Below are 19,951 nucleotides of genomic sequence, written 5' to 3'. Positions count from 1 at the left end.
TATCATCGCGGAACCATGCTGACGCTTTTCCATCATCCCATGTTCGCCACCTGCCGCTTCGTCCGCCTCGCTTTCGGCGAGTATGGCGAGGAGCTGGCTTTGATCGAGGAAAAGCCGTGGACACGGCGCAAGGAGTTCCTGGCGCTGAACCCGGCCGGCACGCTGCCGATCCTGCTGGCCGAGGGCGACGTGCCGATCGTCGGCGCGACCGTGATCGCCGAATATCTCGACGAAACGCGCGGCGTCTTGAAGCGCGACAAGCGGCTGTTCGCCGAGGACCCGATGCAGCGCGCCGAAATCCGCCGGCTCATCGACTGGTATCTCAACAAGGCCGAAAGCGAAGTCACCCGGCATCTGGTGCGCGAACGCGTGCTGAAGCCGATCATGCCGGAAACGGCTGGCGGCGGCTCGCCCGATTCGGGCGCGATCCGCGCGGCGCGCGCCAACATCCGCCAGCACATGAAATACACCAACTGGCTGGCCGGCACCCGCCATTGGCTGGCCGGCAGCAGGGTCACCTATGCCGACCTCGCGGCGGCGGCGACGCTGTCGGTGCTCGACTATCTCGGCGAGATCGACTGGCGCGAGCACCCTGCTGCGCGCGAATGGTACACGCGGGTGAAGTCGCGGCCCTCCTTCAGGCCGCTTTTGACCGACCGGGTGCGCGGCCTGTCGCCGGTGTCACATTATGCGGACCTCGACTTCTGACGCGTCGAAACTGCGCGCGCTGATCGACGCAGAGGCGCATCGCGCCGGCTTCGATGCCGTCGCCGTCACCACTCCCGATGCCATCCCGCTGGCGCCGGCCCGCCTGGCCGAATTCGTCGCCGACGGCTTTCACGGCTCGATGGACTGGATCGCCGAGACGATTGCGCGCCGCGGCGAGCCGACCGCACTCTGGCCGCAGGTACGCTCGATCATCGTCCTGGCGATGAATTACGGCCCCGACCACGATCCGCGCGGAGTGCTGGCCAAGCGCGACCGTGGGGCGATCTCCGTCTATGCGCAGAACCGCGACTATCACGAGGTGATGAAGGGCCGGCTGAAGGAGATCGCCGGCAAGATCGTCGCGCGCGCCGGCGGCGACGTGAAGGTGTTCGTCGACACCGCGCCAGTCATGGAAAAGCCGCTGGCCGAAGCCGCCGGGCTTGGCTGGCAGGGCAAGCACACCAACCTGGTCAGCCGAGAACACGGCTCCTGGCTGTTCCTCGGCACCATCTTCACCACAGCCGAACTCGTTCCCGACAGGGCCGAGATCGACCATTGCGGCTCTTGCCGCGCTTGCCTCGACGCCTGCCCCACCGATGCTTTCCCGGCGCCCTACCGGCTCGATGCGCGGCGCTGCATCTCCTATCTCACCATCGAGAACAAGGGGCCGATCCCGCATGAATTCCGCGAGAAGATCGGCAACCGTATCTATGGCTGCGACGACTGCCTCGCCGCCTGCCCGTGGAACAAGTTCGCCCGGGTCGCTTCCGAGGCCAAGCTTGCCGCGCGCGACGATTTGCGCGAGCCGCCGCTCGCCGAATTGCTCGAATTGGATGACGCGGCCTTCCGTGCCTTCTTCTCCGGCTCGCCGATAAAACGCATCGGCCGCGATCGCTTCGTCCGCAATGTGCTGATCGCTGCCGGCAATTCCGGCGATGCCTCGCTTGCCGACCCCGTGCGTGCCTTGCTGGACGACGCTTCGCCGCTGGTGCGGGGCGCGGCAATATGGGCGCTGGCGCGGCTGGTGCCCGACGCCGAATATTCGCAACGGGCCGCGACCGGCCTGAAAACCGAGAGCGACGAGGCCGTGCGCGATGAATGGCTTCGGACGCGGCCAGACAGGGCACATGCATGAGCGAACGCCAGATCTTCATCTTCGGCGCCGGCTATTCCGGCAAGGCCTTTGCCCGCGCCAACAAGGATGCCGCCACGATCCTCGGCACCACACGCTCGCCGGAGAAATTCGAGGCGTTGCGCCAGGCCGGCATCGCGCCGCTGCTGTTCGATGGCGCACTGACCGGTGAAATCGGCGAGGCGCTGAAAGAAACAACGCATCTGGTGATTTCAGTCGGCCCGGAAGAGGCCGGCGATCCGGTGCTGAATGCCGCCCGCGCGGCAATCAGCCAGATGCCGGCGCTGGAATGGATCGGCTATCTCTCGACCGTCGGCGTCTATGGCAATTATGACGGCGCATGGATCGATGAAACGGCGCAATGCCGGCCAGTGTCGAAGCGCTCGGTGATGCGGGTCGCCGCCGAGCAGGACTGGCTGAAACTCGGCCGGGACATCGGCCGGCCGGTGGCGATCCTGCGCCTTTCCGGCATCTACGGGCCGGGCCGCAACGCTTTGGTCAATCTGGAGAACGGCACCGCAAGACGGCTGGTCAAGCCCGACCAGGTGTTCAACCGCATCCATTGCGACGACATTGCCGGCGCCCTCTGGCAACTCATCGACGGCAACACCGGCGGCATCTTCAACGTCACCGACGACCTGCCGGCACCGCCGCAGGATGTCGTCGCCTACGCCGCTTCGCTGATGGGTGTCGCACCGCCACCCGAAATTCCCTTCGACGCCGCCCAACTTTCGCCCATGGCGCGGTCCTTCTATGGTGAGAACAAGCGTGTCGCCAACGCGGCGATCAAGGCGGCGGGCTATCGCTTTCGCTTTCTGGATTACCGCTCGGCTCTCGACCATATGTGGGCAAGCGGCGACTGGCGCGACGGCGAGCCGCGCAGCCCGATGAAGCGCTAGCGATCGAAGCCGGGGGCACGGCGTGATATGATTCGGGTTGCCGTTCAGGGGGTTGCGGAGGGAAAGGTCGCATGATGTCATCGGTTCGATCGCCGTTGGGCAACAGGACAATCCTGGCCGCTGCGTTTGGCCTGGCCGTCCTGGCCGGGCTCGCCGCGCGGCCGGCAGCGGCCGAGGAACGGGCGAAGGACCTGTTCGGCGCCGAGAAACTGCCGGCGGCGACATCGGCGCAGTCGATCGGCTTCTATTCCAAGGGCTGCTTTGCCGGCGGCGTCGCCATTCCCATGGATGGTCCGACCTGGGAGGTGATGCGGCCGTCACGCAACCGCCGCTGGGGCCATCCGGCGATGATCGCGCTGATCGAGAAACTGTCGCGTGACGCCGCCGCGGACGGTTGGCCGGGCCTGCTGATCGGCGACATTTCGCAGCCGCGCGGCGGTCCGATGATGACAGGCCATGCGTCGCACCAGATCGGGCTCGACGCCGACATCTGGCTGACGCCGATGCCCGGTCGCCCGCTGTCGATGGCGCAGCGCGAAAGCATGAGCGCCACCTTGATGGTCGACGAGAAGACGCATCTGGTGAAGGACGCGCTGTGGACGCCGCAGCATACAAACCTTCTGAAGCGGGCGGCGAGCTACCCCGAGGTCGAGCGCATCCTGGTCAATCCGGGCATCAAGAAAAAGCTCTGCGACACCGTCAAGGGCGATCGCTCCTGGCTGCGCAAGATCCGGCCGTTCTGGGGTCACGACTATCATTTCCACATGCGCATCGGCTGCCAGCCGGGCTCGCCAAACTGCAAGGCGCAGGAGACGACACCGGGCGATGATGGCTGCGGCAAGCCGCTGGCCTGGTGGTTCACCGAACAGCCTTGGCGTCCCAACAAGAACCCCGATGCGCCGAAAGCCCGCGACCTCATGACGATGGCGAACCTGCCCAGGGAATGCCGCGCCGTGCTCGACGCGCCGGGGCCGGCCTCGGTCGAGGCCGCGACCTATCATGGCGGCGCCGTCCCGGTCGCGGTCGCCGCGCCTGAACCTGAGGCGCCGTCCGTGCCGGCAACCACGGCCAGTGGCACGGCCGGCTTGCCGGCTTCGATGAACGCCTTCACCGCGACCCCGGAGATCGGCATCCCGCTACCGCGGCCGCGTCCGGAAAACTGATCGTCGCGGCTTTGTCAGGCACTGAACCGGTTTAGCCGTCGTCTTTTGCGAAACAAGTGGCCGTTTGGCCGCAGAACGGACCTGTGCGCACCATCGGTTTCGAAAACCGTTTCCCTTTTCAAACTCATGCGCTAGTCAACGGGAGAACGGCGACGCGCCGTTCGGGGGCGCCGGGGACGGAAGAGAGCATGCCAGGCACAGGCGATGACGATACTTTGCTGCGGTTCCCGATCCTCATCGGCGATATTGGCGGCACCAATGCGCGCTTCTCGATCGTGCTCGACGCCAATTCCGAGGCCGGTGAGCCGATCATCGTCCAGACCGCCAACTACAACACCATAGACGAGGCGATCCAGGCGGCGGTGCTCGACCGCTCGTCGGTTCGCCCCAATTCAGCGGTGCTGGCGGTGGCCGGCCCGGTCGATGGCGACGAGATCGAGCTCACCAACTGCCCCTGGATCGTCAAGCCCAGGCAGATGTTCGCCAGCCTGGGCCTGAGCGACATCGTCGTGCTCAACGATTTCGAGGCACAGGCGCTGGCCGTCGTCGCACTCGGCGAGGAGCACATGGAAAAGATCGGCGGCGGAGCGCCGGAACCCAATGCCGGGCGCGTGGTGCTCGGGCCCGGAACGGGGCTCGGCGTCGCAGGGCTGGTCTATGCGCTGCGTCACTGGATACCGGTGCCCGGCGAGGGCGGTCACATGGACATCGGCCCGCGCACGCCGCGCGATTTCGAGGTTTTCCCGCATATCGAGAAGCTCGAGGGCCGCATCTCGGGCGAGCAGATCCTGTGCGGACGCGGCCTGGTCAACGTCTACCGGGCGGTCGCCAAGGCGGACGGCAAGCCGTCGCCCTTCACCACCCCGGCCGAGATCACCGCGGCGGCGCTGGCCAAGACCGATCCCGTCGCGCAAGAAGCGCTGGAGACCTTCGTCACCTGCCTCGGGCGCACCGCCGGCGACCTCGCTCTGGTGTTCATGAGCCGTGGCGGCGTCTTCCTCACCGGCGGCATCGCGCAGAAGATCGTGCCGGCGCTGAAAGCCGGCAATTTCCGCGCCGCCTTCGAGGACAAGGCGCCGCACAGCGCGCTGATGCGCACCATGCCCGTCTACGTGATAACCCATCCGCTGGCGGCGCTCCTGGGCCTTGCCGCCTATGCCCGCAACCCCTCGCTGTTCGGCGTCCAGACGGCGGGCCGGCGCTGGCGCGACGAAGTTAGTCAACCCAAGGCATAGGCAAGCCGGCTCCTTGGCGTTAAGAGGGGTGCCAAATTGTCCGGCCGCGGGAAGCGGAAACCTACGAAGCGCTCCGATTTGACACTTCCACCCCCCAACCTGTCGAAACCCCGCGCGGGCGAGATCGTGGCGGTCATCCGCCGCATCCTCGAGGAGAACGGCCGCGACTATCGAGGGGCGTATATTTTCACCATCCTCTGCCTGCTGACCGTGTCCGCGACGACGGCCCTCTCCGCCTGGATCATGAGTCCGGTCGTCAATCAGATCTTCTATGAACGGCGCGGCGATCTGATCCCATGGATCTGTGCCGCCCTGCTGGGGGCTTTCATCCTGCGCGGGCTGGCCGGCTACGGCCAGGCGGTGACGATGGCCAGGATCGGCAACAATCTGGTGGCGCGCTACCAGCAGCGCATCTTCAACCATCTGATGAAGCTCGGTGTCAGCTTCTTCAACGACACCCGTTCCGGGCGGCTGGCGGCGCAGATCAACGAGAACGTCAACGGCATTCGCGACCTCTTGTCGATGACGGTGACGTCGACCGCGCGCGACGCCGTGTCGCTGGTCGGTCTGGTCGGCGTCATGATCTATCAGGATCCGGTGCTGTCGCTCAGTTCGCTGCTGATCGGGCCGCCGCTGATCTACACCGTCACCTACCTGATGCGCCGGGTGCGGCGCATCACCCGCGAATCGGTGCAGATCAACTCGCGGCTGATCGGCGCCATGCAGGAGGCCACGCAAGGCATCGCCATCGTCAAGGCCTTCACCATGGAGGACGAACTGGCGCGCCGCATCGGCAAGCTTGCCAACGATGCGGAACAGCGGTCGAACAAGATCGCCCGCGTCTCGGAGCGGCTGACGCCGATTTCCGAAATGCTGGCCGGTGTCGCTTTCGCCAGCGTCATCGCCTATTCGGGCTACCGGGCCACCGTTCTTGGTCAGCCGCCGGGCGCGGTCTTTTCCTTCATCACGGCGCTGACGCTCGCCTATGACCCGGCCCGCCGGCTGGCGCGCATGCAGGTCGGCATGGAGCGCGCGCTGGTCAATGCGCGCATGATCTACGAGCTTCTCGACCTGGAGCCGCAGCAAGGTGATGTTGCGGGAGCCGCCGAGGCGAAATTCACCTCCGGCGAAGTGCGTTTCAACAACGTGTCCTTCCGCTATGTCGAGGAGGCGCCGGTGCTGCAGGACCTGACTTTTGTCGCCGCCGCCGGCAAGGTGACCGCCATCGTCGGCGCCTCGGGTGCCGGCAAGACGACGCTGGTGGCGCTGCTGCAGCGCTTCCACGATGTCGAGGCGGGTACGATCGAGATCGACGGCCAGGACATCTCGAAAGTCACTAAGCAGTCGCTGCGCAACTCGATCGCCTATGTCTCGCAGCAGCCCTATCTGTTCGAAGGCAGCATCCGCGACAATATCCGCTACGGCCGGCTGAGCGCCACCGACGCCGAAATCGAACAGGCCGCGCGGCAGGCCGCGGCCGACGATTTCATCCGCCAGCAGCCGCAGGGCTATGACACGCCGGTCGGCGAGAACGGCGTGACGCTGTCGGGCGGCCAGCGCCAGCGCGTGTCGATTGCGCGTGCCATCGTGCGGCAGGCGCCGATCCTGCTGCTCGACGAGGCGACATCGGCGCTCGACAACGAGGCCGAGGCTCGTGTCCAGCAGGCGCTCACAACGGTCATGGAAGGGCGCACCACCATCGTCATCGCGCACCGGCTGTCGACGGTGGTCAATGCCGACCACATCGTCGTCATGGAAGAGGGCCGGCTGGTCGAGGAAGGCACCCATGCCTCGCTGATGGCCGACCCGCACAGCGTCTATGCGCGCTTCCACAGGGTGCAGGGCATCAAGGGCCTGGGGCTTGTCGACGACGCCGCGCCGATCCAGACTTCGGCGCCAATCCCATCACAAGATAATGAGACGCAGAGCATCGCCGGGAGCACGACATGAGCGACACGCCCGCAACCGACACGCCAGTAACCGACATGCCAGTAACCGACATGGGCCTCGTGGTGGTCGGCGCGGCCGGCCGCATGGGCCAGACGCTGATCCGCGCCATCCACACCATTCGCGGCGCGCGGGTCATCGGCGCGGTCGAGCGCGCGGATTCGCCCCATCTGGGCAAGGATGCCGGCGAACTGGCCGGCACCGGCCGCATCGGCGTACCGATCAGCGCCGATCCGCTGCCTGTCTTCGCCAGGGCCGACGGCGTGCTCGATTTCACCACGCCGGCCTCGACCGTCGAGTTCGCCGGCTACGCCGCACAGGCGCGCATCGTCCATGTCATCGGCACGACCGGCTGCTCGGCCGAAGACAATGCGAAGATCGAGGCGGCGGCGCGTCACGCGACGATCGTCAAGTCGGGCAATATGAGCCTCGGCGTCAATCTGTTGGCGGTGCTGGTCGAACAGGCGGCGCGCGCGCTCGACGCCGACGATTTCGACATCGAGATCCTCGAAATGCATCACAAGCACAAGGTCGACGCGCCGTCGGGCACGGCACTGCTGCTCGGCGAAGCTGCCGCCGCCGGACGCGGCATCGCGCTGGCCGGCAACGATGTCCGCGTCCGTGACGGCCACACCGGCGTGCGAAAAGTGGGCTCGATCGGCTTTGCCAGCTTGCGCGGCGGCTCGGTGGTCGGCGATCACAGCGTGATCCTGGCCGGCACCGGCGAGCGCATCACGCTGTCCCACCATGCCGAGGACCGCGCCATCTTCGCCCGTGGCGCCGTCAAGGCGGCGCTGTGGGCGCGTGGCAGGAAGCCAGGACTGTATTCGATGCGGGACGTGCTCGGCCTGAGCTGAGGCGGACCATCCACGCCTCTTTGTTTTAACGCAATTCCGGACGGAAAACCGCTTCACACTTTTCCTGGAATTGCTCTTGTAGGGAGCAAACATGTCGAGAACCCTCGTGCTCGTGCGCCACGGCCAGAGCGAATGGAACCTGAAGAACCTGTTCACCGGCTGGCGCGACGTCGACCTGACCGAGCAGGGCCACGCCGAGGCCAAGGCCGCCGGGCAGAAGCTCAAGGCGCGTGGCCTGAAATTCGACATCGCCTTCACCTCGGCGCTGACCCGGGCGCAGAAAACCTGCCAGCACATTCTCGACGCGGTCGGCCAGAGCGACCTGAAGACCATCCGCGACCAGGCGCTCAACGAGCGCGACTATGGCGACCTCTCCGGCCTCAACAAGGACGATGCCCGCAAGAAGTGGGGCGAGGAGCAGGTGCATGTCTGGCGCCGCTCCTATGACGTGTCGCCACCCGGCGGCGAAAGCCTGAAGGACACTGGCGCCCGCGTCTGGCCCTATTACCTGCACGATTTGCAGCCGCACGTGCTGCGCGGCGGCACGGTGCTGGTCGCCGCCCACGGCAACTCGCTGCGTGCGCTGATCATGGCGCTCGACGGCAAGTCGGGCGAGGAGATCGTCAAGCTGGAACTCGGCACCGGCGTGCCGATCATCTACACGCTCAACGCCGATTCGACCGTGGCTTCCAAGGAAGTGCTGGAGGGCTGAGCCGGCAAGCGGCAAACCGCTTTGAAAAAAGCGCGTTGACACACATCGCTTGCCCGCTTACATGAGCCCGCACCAGCCCAGATGGCGGAATTGGTAGACGCGCACGGTTCAGGTCCGTGTTCCGCAAGGAGTGGAGGTTCGAGTCCTCTTCTGGGCACCATCTATCCCACGCAAACGCGTGAAACCCAAGGAAATCAAGGCGTTGAGCGTCCCCAGAGGTCCACTTAAAGGTCCCTCTGGAGGCTCACCCTTGGACATAAACCTTCCCTACGTTCATCAACCCTCCGGCAAGACGCACTATCGCTATCGACGGAAGGTGCCCAACTTCCTGAGACCGGCGCTTGGAAAGGCGTGGATCATTCTCCCCCTTGGCAAGACGCCCGCTGAGGTGGTGCGACATTACGACCACGCCCACAAGCAGGCCGAGACCGAGTTGAAGGCGGCAATGAAGGGCCAGCCCAAGAAGGCCCAGCCCAAGACCGAGTTGGAGCGATACCAATGGGCGACACGAAAGGTTGCCGAATGGGGACCGATGAGCCCCGACGCGGCGGATGCTTTGGCAGACCATCTAGAGGAGACAGGGCAGGGCGATCTCTACCGCGCCTTGGTTGTGCCCGACCGGAAGCCCGCGCCGACGCTTGCCGACGCCGTGAAGCTGTACTTGCAAGACCGGGTCGAGGGGACGCCCGACGAGACAAAGAAGCGTCAACGTGTCGACCGGGTGCAAGCCCACGTGGAGAAGGCCTTGAGCCGGGGTGATCCGCAGATCAGATCGCTGACGCGGACCGACGCCAGAGAGGTCCGGGACCACATGCTGGCCGATGGCGACATGTCTCCCGCGACTGTTCACCGGTATCTGAATGACCTTCGGGCAATCGTCACCCACGCCATCAAGGAGACTGACGACCTAAGAGGCGCGACCAATCCGTTCAACGGGCTTGAGGTCAAGAAGCAGACGCTGGCCAAGGAAGACCGAAAGCCATTCTCCGAGGCGCAACTCAAGGCAGCCAGGGCGAGGGTTCTGGGTCACGCTTCGGTCGACCTTCAGCGCATCTGGAGGATGCTGGAGCAGACCGGGTGCCGACTGGCCGAGGTCACCGGGCTTATGGTCGAGGATGTTCACGTTGATGGCCTTGCCTATCTCGACCTCAAGGTTCACCCGCACAGACGCTTGAAGAACGCCGGCAGTGTTCGCCGGGTGCCGCTGGTTGGGGATGCGCTGAAGGCTGCTCAGGAGGCGCTCGGAGCCGTTACCGCGACAGATGTGGCTCAACCACTTCTCTTCAAGGACTACGCTCGGGAAGGGGGCGCTACGGCGGCCTCAGCCACGCTCATGAAGCATGTCCGGAAGATGGTCGCTGATCGCAAGGTCACGGTGCATTCGCTGCGACACACGATCAAGGACAAGCTGATCAAGGCGGACGTTTCGGAGAACGTTCAGAACATGATCCTTGGTCAATCGTCAGGTGCGGTGAGCGAGGCTTACGGGGGTCCCGAGGCGAGGCTTGAGGCGGCGACGAGGGCGCTGAGGAAGGCACTGGCGTTTAGTCATTAAGGGGGATGAAGGCGGTCACCCCGCCTTCCACATCTTGATTGCGTTCTTGAGGGCAGAGACGCCGATCCAACTGACGATGGCAATTCCCAGTGACAGGTAGAGTTGGACCTGCCGCCAATTCGCCAGCCACTTGTGGCCGCTGCTGAGCGCTTCCCAATACTCCTCCCGCCCGTCGTTCACGACCTGAGAGAAGATGTGGTCGAAGGCGCGTTTGGTGAACAAAAGCTGCAGCATAGTAACAAGCCAGCCGCCGGGAGCGCGGCGGATGATGAGGCCCGATCTCGACTTAGACACCCTCCGGCGCAAAATCCAATCCACCTGCAGTAGGAGGACACGTGGGTAGATGATACTTATCAAAAGGCCAAATCCGGCCACGAACGTGAGCGACGAGATCCAAGCGTCAAGCAAAAACCTGGGCAAGATTAAATGCGCTCCGACGCAGAAGGCGATGTTGGCGGCCACCCACACCAATTTGGCCACTGGATGGGCGGAGAAGTTGCCGATGAAGTCAACGCTATTAAAATACCTGAGGACGAGAAGGGCCAACTTCCCGTGTGCTTCTTTCTTCATGCGAACGCCCCCGACGCAAAGGCAGTCATTGCCGCCTCACGTGCATGGAGAACACGCTGACCCAGCGCGGTCACCGAATAAAGCCTCTTGGGCATGCCCGCCTCATTTGGATTTTGAACGGCCCGCGAGGTGACGAACCCTTTGTCCGTCATACGGTCCAAGGTGACGTAGATTGTGCCGCGCTTCAGGCTGGGGGACGCCTTGATCATCTCAAGGCCATACATCTCACGACTTCGCAGAAGGTTCATGATTTCATACTCCGTGTTGGAGAGGTTTGGGACGTTGGTCATTGATCGTCTTCCCTAAGGCTCGAAGAGATGAGCGACATTGCTCGAAAGCCTCTCTTCGGTGTTAGCTGACTGAATGTAAGAGTTAGTCTTACATATGTCAAGACTGACCTATTTTGCGGGATAGAAGGTCGTGATGAAGGTCGTTATAAAACGACGGAAAAATGTCCGGGCGGGATCGGATAACAGGTACGCGCGCCGACCCCCCGTACCCCATCCGGTTCCAATACAATAGGCCCGACCGGTTTCCGTGACGATGGCCGTTGCGATGCCTTGAGCGAGCGACGCCGGGCTGGGCGATGGGCGGACTAGGGATTGACCGGACCACTAGCACAGGGCAACAGCCTCGACGCCCTCGACCTCGATTAACCCTTGATTTCCGTATGGCATTGGGTACTTTATGGCATTGCTACTGCACAGCCATAGGAAATGCGATGAAAGTCGTCGGTTACGTCCGGGTCTCCACCTTCGAACAGGCCAACTCTGGCGAAAGCCTTGAGACCCAGAAGAGGGCAATCCAAGGCTATGCCATGATGAAAGGCTGGACGATAGCAGAGACGTTCACCGAGGCCGGTGTGTCTGGGTCGATCCCATTGGCCGAGCGTCCCGAGGGTCAGCGCATGGTGGCAGGAATAGAGCCCGGGGACATCATCATTACGCCCAAGCTCGACCGCATGTTTCGCAACGCGACCGACGCGCTGGTGACCCTTGAGGAACTGAAGGGGTCCAAGGTGGAGTTGCATATGCTGGACCTTGGCGGCGACGTGTGCGGCAACGGCATCTCTAAGCTGGTGTTCACCATCCTGTCAGCCGTGGCAGAGAATGAGCGCGACCGTATCAGGGAACGAATTAAGGACGTTAAGCGGAGCATGGCTTCCCGTGGTCTCTACAACGGTGGCAAGCGGCCATTCGGCTTTGATGTGGTTGGGGAAGCTGGCGACAAGCGGCTGGTGCCAAACGAGGTAGAGCAGGCTGTGCTTTCCCGGATGGTAGCAATGCGTAAGGACGGGGCGAGCTTCAACCGGATTGGCGCTGAGGTCGGCATGGACATGAAGACTGTCAGCCGCATCCTTGCAAGGCAGGCAACCGAATAGGGGCACCACTAGCTATGTAGGTCGAACATTAGAGGTCCCTGAATAAGGCCTCCACTGGCACTACGCAGGCGATTTGGGCTTTTCAAGGAGAATAGCCAACCCCCTAGCACAGGGCAGGCGAATAGCCCCTCCACAAGCACTACCCAACGCTCCTCTCTCAGATCGACCATCCTGTTGAAGACCCGACAGGCACCTCCGTTGCTCCTTCCGGGGGTGCTTGAAGGTGTCTCCGGGGTGGTCGGTCTTGGTGAGGCGCGTAGGCTTGGCAGGCATCGCGGAATGTTCAGACGCTTGTCTGCCTATCCGTGCATTTCATGGTGGACAGGTTTGTCCCGAGACCACAACAGAAGGAGCAAGAATGAACGCTGGAGATCACCTCCAGGAATTGATGGAGCAATTCACGGGTGCCGTCACAGGTCCCCCTGAGTTGCGCATTGAGGACATCGAAACGGTGCCCGATCTGTTCCAACCGAGAGGCGGGATCAGCGAGCGGCATGTGTCGGACCTGATCAAGGCGATCAAGGCAGTTGGAGCCCTCGACCCGGTGACCGTCATGGTGGTCGGGAACAGGACCGTCCTGATCGATGGACATCACCGGATTGAGGCCTACGGGGCCGCTAAGTGGGACGCTCCGGTGCCCGTCAGATACTTCGAAGGGACCCCGGAAGAGGCCGTTCTGGTGGCTGGGGAGGCCAACTCTAAAGCCAAGCTGCCGATGGACAACACCGACCGGCAGAACTTCGCGTGGCGTCTGGTGCTGCTCGACAGGCATAGCAAGGCCGAGGTTGCCAAGGCGTCGGGCATCTCGGAAGCCCAGGTTTCCATCATGCGGCGCGCTAAGAAGACTTTAGGCGAGCAGGCGGGCGATTTCTCGTCGTGGTTCCGGGCTCGCCTTGCGGCCAACGGAAAGGACCACGGGCACAACGGAGAAGATGAGCGGGAGCAGTGGATGCAACAGGTTGCTGACAGGTACGCCGACGAGTTGACCAAGAAGTTCTCGACCAAGCTGGCACTGAACCCCGAGATCGCCGCCATGGCACTGGCGAGCTACTTCGGGCGGAGACTGCCGGAGGTCTATGGGTTCCTTAGGGAGCATCTAGGCGAGGACGACAGAAGGACCATTGAGGTCGACAATGACGAGTTCTGAAGCCCGCCTGTGTAATCACTACGGGGTGCAGTTTATACAGGGCGCTCCTCATTGGGCGCTCTTTCCACATCAAGGCAGGAAAGGAGACGATGAGCCCAGATGAGGAAGCGCTGGTCACGCTGAGGGTGCCCGGATGGGACCCTAACGACCACGTTGACCACTACGTTACCCATGAGGCCGTCACGGCGTTCATGGCGCAATACCTCGACCAGCACTCGGACGGGACCTCGACCATTAAGCATGACCCCGTGCGGGGCTGGCAGGGAATGACCAGTGAAACCGGCACTTGCGTCTACCGCCCGACTGCCTTCCAGATCATGCAGGCCTACGACTGCCCAAAGGCATTAACAGACCGGGAAGTCGTGTTCTTGGTCATGACCTCGACGGAAGCCGAGAGCTTCACCCGTGCGGATTGGGACGCCATGGTCGCGGGCAAGATTGCCGAGGCCAGGGTGCGCCAGGAAGCCGACAGGCGGGGCAAGCGGCGCAAACTCGACCATGACGACAGAGCCGAGCGAGGAGGCCGGGAAAGGCTGACGCTCGACCGACTACCGGGCCAGCGCGTGATCCCCGACGAGGCCCTCCCACAGCGCGCCAAGATGCGCAGAACGAAATCACTGAAAGCAGCACAGGAGCGAAGGAAATCGAGACGAATGATAGCGCAGGGCATCGTGGTCCAGCCGAGCAAGGATGAGTGGCGGGCGATGAACCCTGAACAAGTCAAGCAATACCACCAGACCATCGACAGGCTGGTTACGATGGGCACCCTCGATCCGTTCGCGGTGGACGAGATCGAGAACCCCGAGGGCTCGCCAATAGCGTATCTCTACCGGATGGGCCGGATGACCGCCAAGGGTGACCGGGCATGACACCGGATTGGATAAGGCGGCGGGACTGGGTCGCGACCTATCCGACGCGGGAAGCGGCCCTTGCCTTGGTCGAGTGGCTTAAGGCGGACGACTGGGACACCACCACCGAGTTGGACCGGAGACTTGCGGGGATTGGCGTCTCGTGGACCGAAGATTTCTGCGTTGCCGCCGAGCGATGCTTTGAAATCTACGGCTACCCCGAGCTTGAGGGTGGGGCTTGTGCGAGGCGGCTTGCTGAGGTGTCGATGAGACCCGCAGCGTCGCGCGGAGGGGTCGCCGGAGGCAGCGATTGTCTTTCCCGTCCCTCGACCCCAGCGGCACCCAGCGCGCCGCCTGAAGGCCCGCAGACGTTCGGCTTCACGCCACGGCGCTGACCCATCACCAGTGAGAACTGTGTTCAGAATACGTGTGATCTGATCTCACCTATTCACGGGCTCATCATCATCTCCACCAAACCTATCCGCACCGGAGCAATGACGCGCCGTGCGCTCAACCACGACCAAAAGGAACAGACAATATGAACGATTTCAGCAGAGCTTCCGGGCTTCAGATCAACAGCCAGCACGCCAACATCCGCGAGCAGGAAGCGCGGGGCCGGCAGAGCCTCGAAGACCGCGTGGCACAGGTGCGGCGCGACCATGAGCAGGCCGAGCAGAGCCGCAAGGAAGAGGCCTTCAATGAGCAGATCGCAGCCCAGACGGAGGCGGGCCTTCGGGCCAACGAGCAGATGCAGGCAAAGCGGCTTGGCGTTAACACCGGGCAGGCACTTAACGATTGGCAGGCCCAGACCGCGAAGGCGGTAGCCGCGAATGCCAGCGCGTTCAATGCGGCCCCGCAAGCTCTCATCGACCAGCTTCCAGTGACCATCGGCGGCATCCAGCTCGGCCCAACCCAAGCGAAGGAAATGCTTGCACGTGGTGAGATCAGGCAGGCCGACTACGTGGCGGCTGTCAATGTTGCTCTGACGCCGTATGGCCAGTCTTTCAAATAACCTCGCCCGCCCATGAAGAGCCCCAGGAAGCCGATCCTGTGGTGGCGGATGAGGACACGGCAGCAGACGATGAGCAGACTGATGACGAGAAGGACAAGGCCCAGTTTGATGAGTTTGTGCGCATGGCAGACCAGAGCCTCGACAGGTTCCGTGACACCCACAGCGAGCCACAACAGCAGTTCATCATGGACGCGTTCGTGGAGACCGGAGAGATACCGACCGGGGAAGCCTTCGGGATCGAGGCCGTTGAGGCAGATGTGGTGGTGGCTGCGTTCAGCCAGCACTTGGAGCGCAATGTGCTTCGGCAGCATGGGCTGACGCTGGAGACGTACTTTGAGCATGTCGACGACGCGGACTACCCGGCGCTCCGCAAGGCTGCGGCTAAGGGTGAATGGCACGTCTTCCATGGTCACGCTGCGGCAATAGCTGCGGCGCGGAAGGCCCACGGGTTCTAATCCAGCTGGGGGTACTTTTTATCCCCTGATCAAACCAAACCCCTACCCTGACTAGCGAGCCTGCCCCGATGCATCGCCCCAAGAGGTGTATCGGGGTAGGCTTTCGGGGCCAGTACCCGGCGATTAGGTTGCGGGGCTTGCTTGCCTCCGGTGCCGCCGTGTACACGATGACTGGAGGGGGAGGATCAAATGGTATTGGTGCCGGCTTATAGCCAGATGTTGTGGCCCACGATCGTCGCGCTCAAAGAGCTTGGCGGGTCAGCGACAAACGATGAGCTGCTTACAAAAGTAACCGAGGTAATGCAGCTCCCTCCTGAGGTCCAAAACGTTCCCCACACAGACGGGCGACAATCTAAAGTCAGTTACAACCTTCACTGGTCGAAGACTTACCTCAAGAAGGCAGGGTACGTGGACAACAGCGTGCGTGGGGTATGGGCTCTAACCGACGCCGGAGAGAAGGTCACGCAAGCTGAAGTAGCTCAGGTTCCTTCGCTGGTCAGGAAGTTAGACGCCGACGCAAGGAAAGCTGCACCTGTGAGCAGCGAGGAACCCCCAGCTGACGCGCTCGAAATTAACTGGAAAGACCAATTGCTAGACTGTCTGAAGAGGATCCAGCCGGACGCCTTTGAACGATTGTCTCAGCGGCTTTTGCGCGAGGCTGGCTTCATAAAGGTCGAGGTAACAGGCCGCGCAGGGGACGGCGGCATCGATGGCATCGGAGTTCTGAGACTGAACCTCCTTTCGTTCCAAGTCCTGTTCCAATGCAAGCGGTACAGCGGTTCGGTCGGACCCAGCACGATCCGTGATTTCCGTGGCGCGATGGTCGGGCGTAGCGACAAGGGACTGCTGATCACGACGGGGACCTTTACTGCCGAGGCGAAGAAGGAGGCCACGCGCGACGGAGCGCCCGCGATCGAGCTGATTGATGGCGAACAGCTATGCGATCTCCTGAAACAACTAAAGCTCGGGGTCTCGACAGAGATGGTTGAGAAGGTTTTGGTAGACCCAAGTTGGTTCAGTAAGGTGTGAACCGGGTTGTAGCGGCTATCGTTCATCACGAGGCAGCTTGACCGAGGTCCACCGATAGGCCACCTTAGAGGTCCACCATAACCCGGACCTCTGGAGACGGCTAGACGCCCCGACACCTTGGAACATAAGGCTTTGCAGCGGATAGACAGGCGGTTCGATACTGCTCTGTCATGCCTCTTCTGGGCACCAAATTCCCGTTTCGGACAGTCCGAAGCAGTTCAGATGACGAACAGAAAGCCCGGGTTTCCCGGGCTTTTTTGTTGCCTGTGCTCGGTGGCGTCCGAAGCCGTGTGTTGGTAGCCGCCGCTTTTGTTGGATATCTCTGTTGGTATTGCCACCGCATTCGCGGTGGCAAGCCAGTACGAGACACCAACAAAGCCCCTTTCCGGCACACAAAAGCGCGGCGTTGAAAGGGACGACACTGCCCGGAAGGCAAGTGATGGCGGCGGCTTCATGTGCGCAGGTCGTCGACTTGTCTGCCCGGCAGCCGCCTGAGCGGCGATCCATCCGGCCCCGAAAGGACAATCAGCCTGGATCAACATACCGCCCAGGTACCTCTATTGCATAATTGCATACCTCTACGGGCTACTTTTTTATACTGGTTTGCAATGTATATTGCAAAATACATTCAATATTGCCTCCATCCAATATTGCTTCCGCAGCGGGGGTGGGAAAGATTGGTTTTCGCATCCGCATCGATTGGGTTTCATCGCTTCGGTCTCGGGCCGCGATCGGGTGATCTGTCTCTATTGGGTGACGATCCGCGCAGCGTCCTTCTGGATGAGCTGGATGAACCTGGCATTGCCCTCCTGAGTGGCGGAGATCTCCTGTCCGCGGCCGCGATCATCACCGAGCGACATCGCCAGGATCGGCTTCCGCGTGGCTATCTCGCGGCGGCGATCCGACGCCTTTCCTTTTTCGTGCCGATCGATCGCCGGGTGTTCGAAGCGGAAGTGCAGGCCCGGATAGACCGCGCCCTGATCGTCAGGACAGGGCTCGTCGAGCGGCTGGTGACATTCTGGATGAACCATTTCGTGGTCGAGACCGGCGCCAATGGCACTGTCCGGCGCACCGCTGCGGCATTCGAACGGGAAGCCATCCGCCCTTTCGTACTCGGGCGGTTCGAAGACATGCTTGTCGCCGTAACCCGGCACCCGGCAATGCTTTCCTATTTCAACAGCGCGATTTCGGTCGGACCGAATTCGGTGATCGGGCGCCAGTCCGGACGCGGGAGCAATGAAAACCACGCGCGCGAGCTTCTCGAATTGCACACGGTAGGGGTCGAGGCCGGCTATTCGCAAGCGGATGTCACCGCGCTGTCGAAAGTGTTGACCGGCTGGAGCTACAGGGGCGCAAGCGCGGACGATGAGCTTGCCGATGACTATGGATGCTTTTGGTTCGTCGCGGACGCACATGAGCCTGGCGGCCAGCGGGTCATGGATGTCGACTATCCGCAAACCGGCGTGGATCAGGGCGAAGCGGTTCTGTCCACTCTTGCGGCCCATGAAGCAACAGCAAGGCGGATCGCTTGGAAGCTCGTCCGTCACTTCGTCGACGATCAACCCGCGCCCGAGATTGCCGAAGAGATCACGGCAGTCTTCCTGGAGAGCGGCGGGGACCTCAAAGCGTGTGTTCGTACGCTGCTTCTCCACGACAAGGCGTGGGGGCCGGTGGTGAAGATCAAGAGCCCGGGTGAATTCCTGTGGTCGGCTCTCAGGGCTCTGGGTCTCGGCATCGATGTCGCACAGGTCGCGCGCGTGTTGAGCGCCCTGGGTCAGCCATTGTGGAATCCACACGCCCCCAATGGTTTTCCCGATCACGCCGATAGCTGGCTGGCTGGCAATGCGATGACCGATCGCCTCGATTTCGCCGAAGAGCTGGCGGCGCGGGCCCGTATTGACCTGGATCCGCTGGCTCTCACCGATGCGGTGTTGGGCAAGGATTGTTCCGCAAGTACGCGGGAGCACGTTGCCCGTGCCCAAACGAGATCCCAGGCGCTGGCTTTGTTGCTCATGAGTCCGGAGTTCCAGCGGAGATGACGGGGATGCCGCCAACATATGTCTCGAGCGGCAGTTTCGTTGCCTGGTCGAAAACGCCACGCACGGTCTACGCTGCGCCGCGCGATCCACGAATGGTAGTCGTGATCCTGCGCGGAGCTTTGGACGGTCTGGCCGTTGTGCCACCCATCGGGGACCCGAATTACGCGCGGTTGCGGGGCGAGCTTGCAATTGGCGTGGCCGGCATCGGGCGTATCCTGTCGCTGGATGGGTTTTTCGGCTTGCATGATGCGATGCGGACATTGCACGCACACTACGTGGCCGGCGACACCCTGATCGTCCATGCCGCGGCCACGCCCTACAGGGATCGTTCCCATTTCGACGGCCAGGATGTCCTGGAAAGCGGCATGCCTGGGCCAAGAGATACGGTATCCGGCTGGCTCAATCGTGCGGTGCTGGAACTTCCCGTTGGCGATCAGATCGAGGTCGCTCGGCCGGTCGGGCTGGCCATCAGCCCCACCGTTCCGCTGATTTTTCGTGGTGCCGCGCCCACATTGACGTGGACACCGCCAAATTTCCAGTCAGCCTCTCCGGACACGCAAAGTCGTCTTATGGAGCTTTATGGCGAAATCGATCCGGCGCTCTTGCGTGCCTTCGTCGAAGGCCGCGAAATCGACAGTCTGTCAGGTCATGGCGACGTTCCCGTGCCGCGTACAAAGACGGCAGGGCCTTCCTTCCGCGAGGCGGCGGAGGGCGCCGCGAAACTGCTCGCGGCCGAGTCTGGCCCGCGAATTGCCGCACTCAGCTTTGACGGCTGGGACACGCACGCGAACGAGGGCGCCGAACACGGAAAGCTGGCAAGGCTGTTGGCGGCCTTGGATGACGCTTTGGACGGTTTGGCCAGCGGCCTGAAGTCCGTCTGGCACGATACCGTGATCGTCGCCATCACCGAGTTCGGTCGCACGGCGCGGATAAACGGCAATGAGGGGACCGACCACGGTACCGCCACGACGGCCTTCCTGATGGGTGGCGCCGTCAAGGGCGGACGGGTGGTGGCGGACTGGCCGGGACTTGGAAACTCCCAACTACATCAAGGCCGAGACCTTATGCCGACCACCGATCTTCGGGCGGTGCTGAAGGGCCTCTTGCGCGACCATCTCGGTATCTCGGAACTCGCCCTGTCGCAGCGTGTATTCCCGTCCAGCATCGCCGTCAGGCCTTTGAACGGGCTGGTCGGGTAGCGCGCTCATCGCCCGCGCATGATCGAGGTTGTGAGGGGTCGGCGGCCGATCCTCAGGGTTGGC

20 protein-coding genes and 1 tRNA gene are annotated in these 19,951 nt (G+C 62.8%); 18 read left to right on the top strand and 3 right to left on the bottom strand.

Annotation, left to right across the window (positions count from 1 at the left end):
• The first annotated feature begins 15 nt into the window (after window positions 1–15).
• The 10 genes from NR193_RS29490 to NR193_RS29445 all read left to right on the top strand — a co-directional run bounded on the left by NR193_RS29490 (window position 16) and on the right by NR193_RS29445 (window position 10,208).
• Entirely contained in the window at window positions 16–708 is a 693-nt protein-coding gene (locus tag NR193_RS29490) for a glutathione S-transferase family protein (RefSeq protein ID WP_256754214.1), read from the top strand.
• Window positions 689–1,843, top strand: a complete 1,155-nt coding sequence (gene queG, locus NR193_RS29485; protein ID WP_256754213.1) for a tRNA epoxyqueuosine(34) reductase QueG — start codon at window positions 689–691, stop codon at window positions 1,841–1,843. Before NR193_RS29490 ends, queG begins: the two co-directional genes overlap by 20 nt.
• On the top strand, window positions 1,840–2,739 hold the full coding sequence (locus NR193_RS29480) for an SDR family oxidoreductase (RefSeq protein WP_256754212.1): 900 nt from the start codon (window positions 1,840–1,842) through the stop codon (window positions 2,737–2,739). Before queG ends, NR193_RS29480 begins: the two co-directional genes overlap by 4 nt.
• A 71-nt stretch (window positions 2,740–2,810) precedes the next feature.
• On the top strand, window positions 2,811–3,902 hold the full coding sequence (gene mepA, locus NR193_RS29475; protein ID WP_256754211.1) for a penicillin-insensitive murein endopeptidase: 1,092 nt from the start codon (window positions 2,811–2,813) through the stop codon (window positions 3,900–3,902).
• 188 nt (window positions 3,903–4,090) lie between these two features.
• Window positions 4,091–5,137, top strand: a complete 1,047-nt coding sequence (locus NR193_RS29470; RefSeq protein ID WP_256754210.1) for a glucokinase — start codon at window positions 4,091–4,093, stop codon at window positions 5,135–5,137.
• A gap of 78 nt (window positions 5,138–5,215) precedes the next feature.
• Window positions 5,216–7,087, top strand: a complete 1,872-nt coding sequence (locus NR193_RS29465) for an ABC transporter ATP-binding protein (RefSeq protein ID WP_256754209.1) — start codon at window positions 5,216–5,218, stop codon at window positions 7,085–7,087.
• On the top strand, window positions 7,084–7,941 hold the full coding sequence (dapB, locus tag NR193_RS29460) for a 4-hydroxy-tetrahydrodipicolinate reductase (protein ID WP_256754208.1): 858 nt from the start codon (window positions 7,084–7,086) through the stop codon (window positions 7,939–7,941). The genes NR193_RS29465 and dapB overlap by 4 nt, the downstream gene beginning before the upstream one ends.
• Window positions 7,942–8,032: 91 nt before the next feature.
• Window positions 8,033–8,653, top strand: a complete 621-nt coding sequence (locus NR193_RS29455; protein WP_256754207.1) for a 2,3-bisphosphoglycerate-dependent phosphoglycerate mutase — start codon at window positions 8,033–8,035, stop codon at window positions 8,651–8,653.
• Between the two features lie 75 nt (window positions 8,654–8,728).
• Window positions 8,729–8,813: transfer RNA gene (locus tag NR193_RS29450), tRNA-Leu, on the top strand.
• Window positions 8,814–8,903: 90 nt separating this feature from the next.
• Window positions 8,904–10,208 (top strand): tyrosine-type recombinase/integrase, encoded by a 1,305-nt coding sequence (locus NR193_RS29445; RefSeq protein WP_256754206.1) that lies wholly within the window; start codon window positions 8,904–8,906, stop codon window positions 10,206–10,208.
• Between the two features lie 15 nt (window positions 10,209–10,223).
• On the opposite strand, the gene NR193_RS29440 is transcribed toward NR193_RS29445, so the two are convergent.
• Both NR193_RS29440 and NR193_RS29435 read right to left on the bottom strand, forming a co-directional pair.
• A complete protein-coding gene (locus tag NR193_RS29440; RefSeq protein WP_256754205.1) occupies window positions 10,224–10,778 on the bottom strand; it encodes a hypothetical protein in 555 nt (184 codons plus the stop codon).
• The gene (locus tag NR193_RS29435) at window positions 10,775–11,068 is read right to left on the bottom strand and encodes a PadR family transcriptional regulator (RefSeq protein ID WP_256754204.1); all 294 of its coding nucleotides are present in this window, start codon (window positions 11,066–11,068) and stop codon (window positions 10,775–10,777) included. The genes NR193_RS29440 and NR193_RS29435 overlap by 4 nt, the downstream gene beginning before the upstream one ends.
• A gap of 431 nt (window positions 11,069–11,499) precedes the next feature.
• On the opposite strand from NR193_RS29435, the gene NR193_RS29430 reads away from it, so the two are divergent.
• The 6 genes from NR193_RS29430 to NR193_RS29405 all read left to right on the top strand — a co-directional run bounded on the left by NR193_RS29430 (window position 11,500) and on the right by NR193_RS29405 (window position 16,650).
• Entirely contained in the window at window positions 11,500–12,159 is a 660-nt protein-coding gene (locus NR193_RS29430) for a recombinase family protein (protein ID WP_256754203.1), read from the top strand.
• 358 nt (window positions 12,160–12,517) lie between these two features.
• Window positions 12,518–13,306: a ParB N-terminal domain-containing protein gene (locus NR193_RS29425; protein ID WP_256754202.1), complete on the top strand. Its 789-nt coding sequence runs from the start codon at window positions 12,518–12,520 to the stop codon at window positions 13,304–13,306.
• Window positions 13,307–13,395: 89 nt separating this feature from the next.
• Window positions 13,396–14,175 carry a hypothetical protein gene (locus NR193_RS29420; RefSeq protein WP_256754201.1) on the top strand — a complete coding sequence of 260 codons (780 nt, stop codon included), beginning with the start codon at window positions 13,396–13,398 and terminating at the stop codon, window positions 14,173–14,175.
• Between the two features lie 517 nt (window positions 14,176–14,692).
• Window positions 14,693–15,166, top strand: coding sequence for a hypothetical protein (locus NR193_RS29415; RefSeq protein WP_256754200.1), 474 nt, complete (start codon window positions 14,693–14,695; stop codon window positions 15,164–15,166).
• A 41-nt stretch (window positions 15,167–15,207) separates the two neighbouring features.
• A complete protein-coding gene (locus NR193_RS29410) occupies window positions 15,208–15,621 on the top strand; it encodes a hypothetical protein (RefSeq protein ID WP_256754199.1) in 414 nt (137 codons plus the stop codon).
• 189 nt (window positions 15,622–15,810) lie between these two features.
• Window positions 15,811–16,650: a restriction endonuclease gene (locus tag NR193_RS29405; protein ID WP_256754198.1), complete on the top strand. Its 840-nt coding sequence runs from the start codon at window positions 15,811–15,813 to the stop codon at window positions 16,648–16,650.
• A 218-nt stretch (window positions 16,651–16,868) separates the two neighbouring features.
• Here the strand turns inward: NR193_RS29405 and NR193_RS29400 are convergent, their stop codons facing one another.
• Window positions 16,869–17,105, bottom strand: a complete 237-nt coding sequence (locus NR193_RS29400) for a hypothetical protein (protein WP_256754197.1) — start codon at window positions 17,103–17,105, stop codon at window positions 16,869–16,871.
• A gap of 222 nt (window positions 17,106–17,327) precedes the next feature.
• Between NR193_RS29400 and NR193_RS29395 the strand changes: the two genes are divergently transcribed.
• Together NR193_RS29395 and NR193_RS29390 are read left to right on the top strand one after the other, a co-directional pair.
• Window positions 17,328–18,689, top strand: a complete 1,362-nt coding sequence (locus tag NR193_RS29395; protein WP_256754196.1) for a DUF1800 family protein — start codon at window positions 17,328–17,330, stop codon at window positions 18,687–18,689.
• Complete coding sequence (locus NR193_RS29390; RefSeq protein WP_256754195.1) at window positions 18,686–19,888, top strand: DUF1501 domain-containing protein; 1,203 nt, start codon at window positions 18,686–18,688, stop codon at window positions 19,886–19,888. Before NR193_RS29395 ends, NR193_RS29390 begins: the two co-directional genes overlap by 4 nt.
• Window positions 19,889–19,951 lie beyond the last annotated feature (63 nt).

The sequence above is a fragment of the Mesorhizobium sp. Mes31 genome (assembly GCF_024519675.1).
Taxonomy (GTDB): domain Bacteria; phylum Pseudomonadota; class Alphaproteobacteria; order Rhizobiales; family Rhizobiaceae; genus Mesorhizobium.
The sequence above is the reverse complement of the archived record's forward strand: the minus strand, read 5'-3'. Positions and strand labels throughout refer to the sequence as shown.